The 5,947-nt window shown below is 50.9% G+C and carries 4 protein-coding genes, 1 other RNA gene and 1 pseudogene; 5 read left to right on the top strand and 1 reads right to left on the bottom strand.

Annotated elements, in window-relative coordinates:
• The coding region (locus DBO31_RS06560) for an HAD family hydrolase (protein ID WP_159897799.1) at positions 1-426 on the bottom strand (426 nt) is incomplete at its 3' end.
• 165 nt (positions 427-591) lie between these two features.
• Here DBO31_RS06560 and ssrS point away from each other — a divergent pair.
• The 5 genes and pseudogenes from ssrS to DBO31_RS06535 form a co-directional block, all read left to right on the top strand.
• A non-coding RNA gene (ssrS, locus tag DBO31_RS06555) (6S RNA) lies at positions 592-770 on the top strand.
• 79 nt (positions 771-849) lie between these two features.
• A complete protein-coding gene (locus DBO31_RS06550) occupies positions 850-2,172 on the top strand; it encodes a replication-associated recombination protein A (RefSeq protein ID WP_150824743.1) in 1,323 nt (440 codons plus the stop codon).
• A 35-nt stretch (positions 2,173-2,207) separates the two neighbouring features.
• Positions 2,208-4,772, top strand: coding sequence for a DNA translocase FtsK (locus tag DBO31_RS06545; protein WP_234995422.1), 2,565 nt, complete (start codon positions 2,208-2,210; stop codon positions 4,770-4,772).
• 72 nt (positions 4,773-4,844) lie between these two features.
• Positions 4,845-5,240, top strand: a complete 396-nt coding sequence (locus tag DBO31_RS06540) for a RodZ family helix-turn-helix domain-containing protein (protein ID WP_070807714.1) — start codon at positions 4,845-4,847, stop codon at positions 5,238-5,240.
• Positions 5,241-5,252: 12 nt separating this feature from the next.
• Positions 5,253-5,947, top strand: a pseudogene (locus tag DBO31_RS06535) (YgiQ family radical SAM protein); the annotation flags it as partial.

The raw sequence follows: 5,947 nt of genomic DNA, 5'->3' as shown, positions 1-5,947 counted from the left end.
CGTCGTCAGGGAATCGATGTCCACAGGAGTTACATCGGTTTGGAATAATTGCGACTGTCCAAGATGGCGGAACGATTCATATGGCGTATGCCGGACCATTGTATTGTCTGTAAAGACGGCCCAGGGAAGATGGCGCCGTTCCAGTTCGTGGAGAAGGGCCCGGCAGTTGGCGATGGGCAGACCATTCATTTCTATGAGCGTATTATCTATGGTGAGACTATTGCCACCATCACTGACGAGCGATGTGATTCCATACCGACTGGCTGTACGGAAGCCATCACATTGTAATCTGCCCGTAGCAATAGCTACACTGTGTCCGAGCTGGCGCAGGCGGTTCAGACAGTATACCGTATCTGCCGGGATGATTTGTGATATATCAAGTCCCAGGGTACGGTCGATATCAAAAAAGAAATATTTTTTCCTCATGATACAATCCTTTCTATAAAAGAAATATCAAGTAACATTATACGGAGAAACAACGGAATATTCAATTAGTAATCCGTATCATGCACCCGTTTTGGTCAGATATATGGTAAATTATATGTCAAGTCTTGATTTTTTCTATGTATTTGATTATACTAAATGCAAGAGAAAACCCTACTGTGTTCGTAAAATGATCTCGTGTTTTGAACCAACATCTTTTACATTGGGAGTCCGGGCTCTATGGCTGCCAGGCAATGCCTTCACTGGACTGTCGAACTCCATAGGAGGACACCCACCTGCTCAGGCAGGCTCAAAACTTGGTTTATAAACGGCATGGTGGGGCTTCTTTTTCTGTATAATTCATTGTGAAGATTGAGTGCCGCTAAGTTATCTTGGCGGCTTTCTATTTACAGCAGGTGAGAACAAATGAACGGAGACGATTTATTTTCTCTGGCAGCGGAAGAACAGCAGTCTCTCCTGGCCCCTCTTGCCGTGCGTATGCGGCCGGAAACACTGGATGAAATCTGCGGGCAGGATACGCTGATCGGCCCGGGCAGTTTCCTCCGGGCCATGATTGAAAAAGATATGCTGCCCAGTCTTCTCTTTTACGGGCCTTCCGGTGTTGGAAAAACGACGCTGGCCCATGTGATAGCTCAGGCGACGCATAGCCGGTTTGTCAAAGTCAATGCTGTTACGGCGGGGACGGCTGAATTGCGCAAGGTCATACAGGAAGCCAGAGATGCCATACAGATGTATCAGAAGCGGACTATCCTTTTCATTGATGAAATACACCGCTTCAATAAAAGCCAGCAGGACGTGCTTTTGCCATATGTAGAAGACGGCACGGTCATTCTTATCGGGGCTACGACAGAAAACCCGTATTTCGAAGTGAACCGGCCGCTTTTGTCGCGTCTGCGTGTCCTCACGTTTTCACCTTTGGGCAGAGAGGATATTGCCAGGATATTGATGCGGGCTCTGACGGACCAGGAAAAGGGCCTGGGCAGTCTGCATATACAGGCTGATGCAGGTGTCTTACAGCTTCTGGCGGATGGGGCAGACTGCGATGCCCGGGCCGGACTGAATCTCCTGGAACAGGCCTGTATGCTCGTTCCCGAAGGTGGCAGACTAAAAAAAGAGACGGTAGAAAAAGTTATGGGTCATGCACTGTATACGTATGACAAACAAGGTGATGCCCATTATGATACGATTTCTGCCTTTATCAAGAGCATGCGCGGTTCTGACCCCGATGCGGCCCTTCATTATCTGGCCCGCATGATAGAAGCGGGAGAACAGCCTTCTTTTATTGCCCGGCGTCTGGTCATCTGTGCGGCTGAAGACGTAGGCCTGGCAGACCCGCAGGCACTAGTAGTAGCCAACGCGGCTGCCCAGGCGGTAGAACTTGTCGGCTGGCCGGAAGGACGGATTATTTTGTCAGAAGCTGTCATTTACGTATCCTGCGCGCCCAAGAGCAATAGCGCTTATATGGCGATAGACCGGGCATTGCATGATGTGCGGCGGGGCGGATGTGGAGAAATCCCGGCATGGCTCCGCGATGCTCATTATCAGGGAGCTTCTTCTCTGGGACATGGAGCGGGGTATAAATATCCCCATGATTATCCCGGTGGCTGGGTACGGCAGCAGTATCTGCCGGATCCACTCAAAGACCGGCAGTATTATGAAGCAACGAATCACGGAAAAGAAGATGTCATGGCGGAAAAATGGCATAAACGCCGTAGCTGTGATAAATAAGTCAGAATGCATATATGGTTTGGAAGGTGAAAGGTTTGGCACAAGGGAAAACAAGACGCGTGACAAAATCCCGGCCCCGTAAGGCATCGGGAAAGGGTGTGCGCCGTACAACGAAAAAAAAGGATACAGAACCGTCACTGCTGAAATATGAGATTATTGGCATCGTCCTTTTGTGCTGCGGTATTTTTATGACCGTTGGTATTGTCGGTATTGATACAGGCAGTGCAGGCCATAGTATTGATGGTATCCTGTCCTATATATTTGGCATCGGACGGATTGTTTTTACCCTGTCTATGGTGATTCTGGGGTTGAAATATATCATTTTACGCAAGGCATGGCCCCTTACGAAGAACTGGCTGGCAGGTACGGTACTCTTTGTGTTGTTCCTGGGCCTTATCCACCTGTTATTTATTCCCCAGGGGGCAGAATTCATGCCGGCCATGCTGCGCGTCGGAGGCGGTGCGGCCGGTGCTGCCGTCGCCTCGCTGCTGCGTTCCTTTCTCGGCGAATTTGGCGCCGTTCTGGTCGTTGTGGCCTTAGGGATAGTGACTCTGCTCGTATGGAAAAAATGGTCTATTTCCCGCCCCGTAGCCATCGTTTCGGACAAGGCATCAGAAGAGGTGTCCCGCGTATCCGATAAGGCCGTAGAGGGATTGCAGGAAGCATCCCGTTCTATGCAGCAGTGGCATGAACATCATCATATCTTTGATCTGGAAAAAGAAGAGCAGGAAGAACAGGCGGAAGCGGTAGGAACGGCCCGGACTGACAGGGACGTTCCCGTGGCAGAGGCAGAACCGGTGCCGGCTTTGGAATCCCGTGAGGAAGATAGTCTGCTTCACGGCCCGCGTGTGGATTTTACATCGGAAAAAAGAGATGGATTACTAGAAAACGAAGAATGTATACCAGATCTGACAGAAGAACTGGATATATCACCTGTTTCGGCGGCTCCGGCCGTGCTGCCGCCGGAAGGACGACAGGATGACGACTATGATGACGGACTGCCAGATACGGAGAAACAGCAGGAAGAAGGACAGCCGATGGAACAGCCTGTCCGGGATGTACTGCAGGAAGAACTGGCCGACTTGAAGCCAGTCGAAATCGATGCCCAGTCTACGGCCGTCGATGTGGCGCCCCAGGGGCATTCGGCCGTACCGGTGGCCAAAGGAGAAAATACATACCGCCTGCCGCCGGTGAGCCTGCTCAAACCGGGAAAACCCCTGGCAGAAGGACTGAGTGAAGAAGCCCGTCAGAATGCCGTCATTTTGCAGGAAACACTGAAAAGTTTCAACATTGAAGCCAAAGTGACAAATGCCAGTCAGGGCCCTTCTGTCACCCGTTATGAACTGGAACCGGCAGCTGGGGTGCGCGTGAGCCGGATTGTCGGTCTGGCCGATGACATTGCCCTGAATCTGGCGGCGACACAAGTTTTTATCGAAGCGCCTATTCCCGGGAAGGCTGCCGTGGGCATTGAAGTGCCGAATAAGACCCGTACGGGGGTCAATCTGCGCGATGTCCTCGATACAGATGAATTTAAAAATGCTGCCAGCGGCGTGCCTGTAAGCCTGGGCAAGGATATTGCCGGGAATCCCGTCATTGCCGATCTGACCAAGATGCCTCATCTTCTGGTCGCCGGTACGACCGGGTCCGGCAAGAGTGTCTGCATCAACACGTTTATTGCCAGTATCCTGTTTAAGCAACGACCGGAAGATGTCAAACTGGTACTGATTGACCCGAAGGTTGTCGAATTATCCGTATACAATGGCATTCCCCATTTGATGACTCCTGTCGTTACCGATCCTAAAAAAGCAGCTAATGCGCTGCGCTGGGCTGTACGGGAAATGGATGATCGTTATAAGCGGTTCTCCCAGGGATTTGCCCGGGATATCAAAAGCTTCAATGAAAAGTATCCTGATGAAGCCATGCCATATGTCGTCATTATCATTGACGAAATGGCCGATCTCATGATGGCGGCCTCCAGTGATGTAGAAGATTCTATCTGTCGTCTGGCGCAGAAGGCCCGTGCCTGCGGTATGCACTTGGTACTGGCTACGCAGCGTCCTTCTGTTGATGTCATTACCGGCCTCATTAAGGCTAATATTCCGAGCCGCATTGCTTTCCGCGTTTCCAGCCAGACCGACTCCCGTACTATCCTGGATATGGGTGGTGCCGAAAAGCTGATTGGCAACGGCGATATGTTTTATTTTCCGACGGGTGCCCCAAAACCCATCCGCGTGCAGGGAGCATTTATTTCCGATGCGGAAATCGAACAACTCGTTACGTTCATAAAAAATCAGAACACGACAGAACCGAAATACGATGAATCCATTCAGCAGTCCGCCGGTGAAAGCAGTGGAGATACGGCCGGATTTTTTGAAGATGAGCTGATGCCCCAGGCCATCGACATGGTCCTGGAAACGGGACAGGCATCTTCTTCCATGCTGCAGCGGCGTTTCCGTGTCGGATTTACCCGGGCGGCCCGCATGATTGATACAATGGAAGCCATGGGAATTGTCGGGCCGAATGAAGGAAATAAGAAACCGCGGGAAATCATCATGTCACCGGCGGAAGTACAGGCAAAATTCTTCCATAAAGACACGTGATATCATTTTTCCGGGGAATAGTATATAATTAACTATGTATGCATGGGCATATTCATATAAGGAGGCGGTTCTTTGTCTTCTATCGGCAGAGTATTACAACAGGAAAGGGAACAGCAGGGGCGTACGCTGAAAGAAGTGTCCGATGCTGTCAATATAAAAGAAGACTATCTGGATGCCCTGGAAAAGGAAGATTTTGATGTCATCCCTGGTGCCGTATTTGTCAAGGGATTTATCCGGACGTATGCGGAATATCTGGGACTGGATGGAGCCGGACTGGTCACAGCGTATAAAGAAGAGGTCCTGGCGAGGAAACCCAGGCCGGAAGTGCGCCCTGTGGCACAGAGCCCGGAACGGGCAGGAAGGGAAAAGCGGCAGAAGGAACGGAACCGTCAGAGCAAGTGGCAGGGGATAACCATTTTGTCGGGAATTATTTTATTTCTGCTGCTCATTATCTGGTTACTTTTGTAAAAGAGGCAATATATGAACGAGGAATTTCTGGTGACCAGCAGGGCCGATATGGAACGGCGCGGCTGGAATCAATTGGATTTTGTATATATCAATGGCGATGCCTATGTGGATCATCCCGGTTTCGCCGCTGCTGTTATCGGCAGGGTACTGGAGAGCCGCGGGTATCGCGTAGGCATCATTTCCCAACCGGACTGGCATAGTGCAGAACCATTCAAAGCACTGGGACGGCCCCGGCTGGGAGCGCTGATTACGGCGGGCAATCTCGATTCCATGCTCAATGAAAAAACAGCGGCAAAAAAATTTCGCAGCACCGATAATTATTCACCGGGCGGTATAGCCGGGAAAAGGCCTGAACGGGCCACTATCGTATATGCCAACCGGATGCGCGAGGCTTATAAAGATGTCCCCATCATCATCGGAGGCATTGAGGCCAGCATGCGCCGGTTTGCCCATTATGATTACTGGTCTGACAAAGTACGTCATTCCATACTGCTGGACAGCAAGGCCGATATCCTGAGCTATGGCATGGGCGAACGCTCCGTCGTAGAAATTGCCGATGCCCTGGCAGAAGGGAAGTCTGTGGCAGAAATGTATCATATCCGCGGCATCTGCTATGTGGCCAGCCGGCCGCCTATATCGGAAAAAACCGTGCTTTGCCCGTCCTATGAAGAAGTAAAGGCTGATAAAAAGGCCTTTGCCAGAGCTTT

Source organism: Megasphaera sp. DJF_B143 (genome assembly GCF_900320625.1).
GTDB classification, from domain to species: domain Bacteria; phylum Bacillota; class Negativicutes; order Veillonellales; family Megasphaeraceae; genus Megasphaera; species Megasphaera hexanoica.
This window is presented reverse-complemented; position numbering and strand designations above follow the sequence as displayed.

Excerpts from the sequence above, each read along its gene's own strand:
- DBO31_RS06550 (WP_150824743.1), top strand. The coding sequence starts at position 850 with ATGAACGGAGACGATTTATTTTCTCTGGCAGCGGAAGAACAGCAGTCT.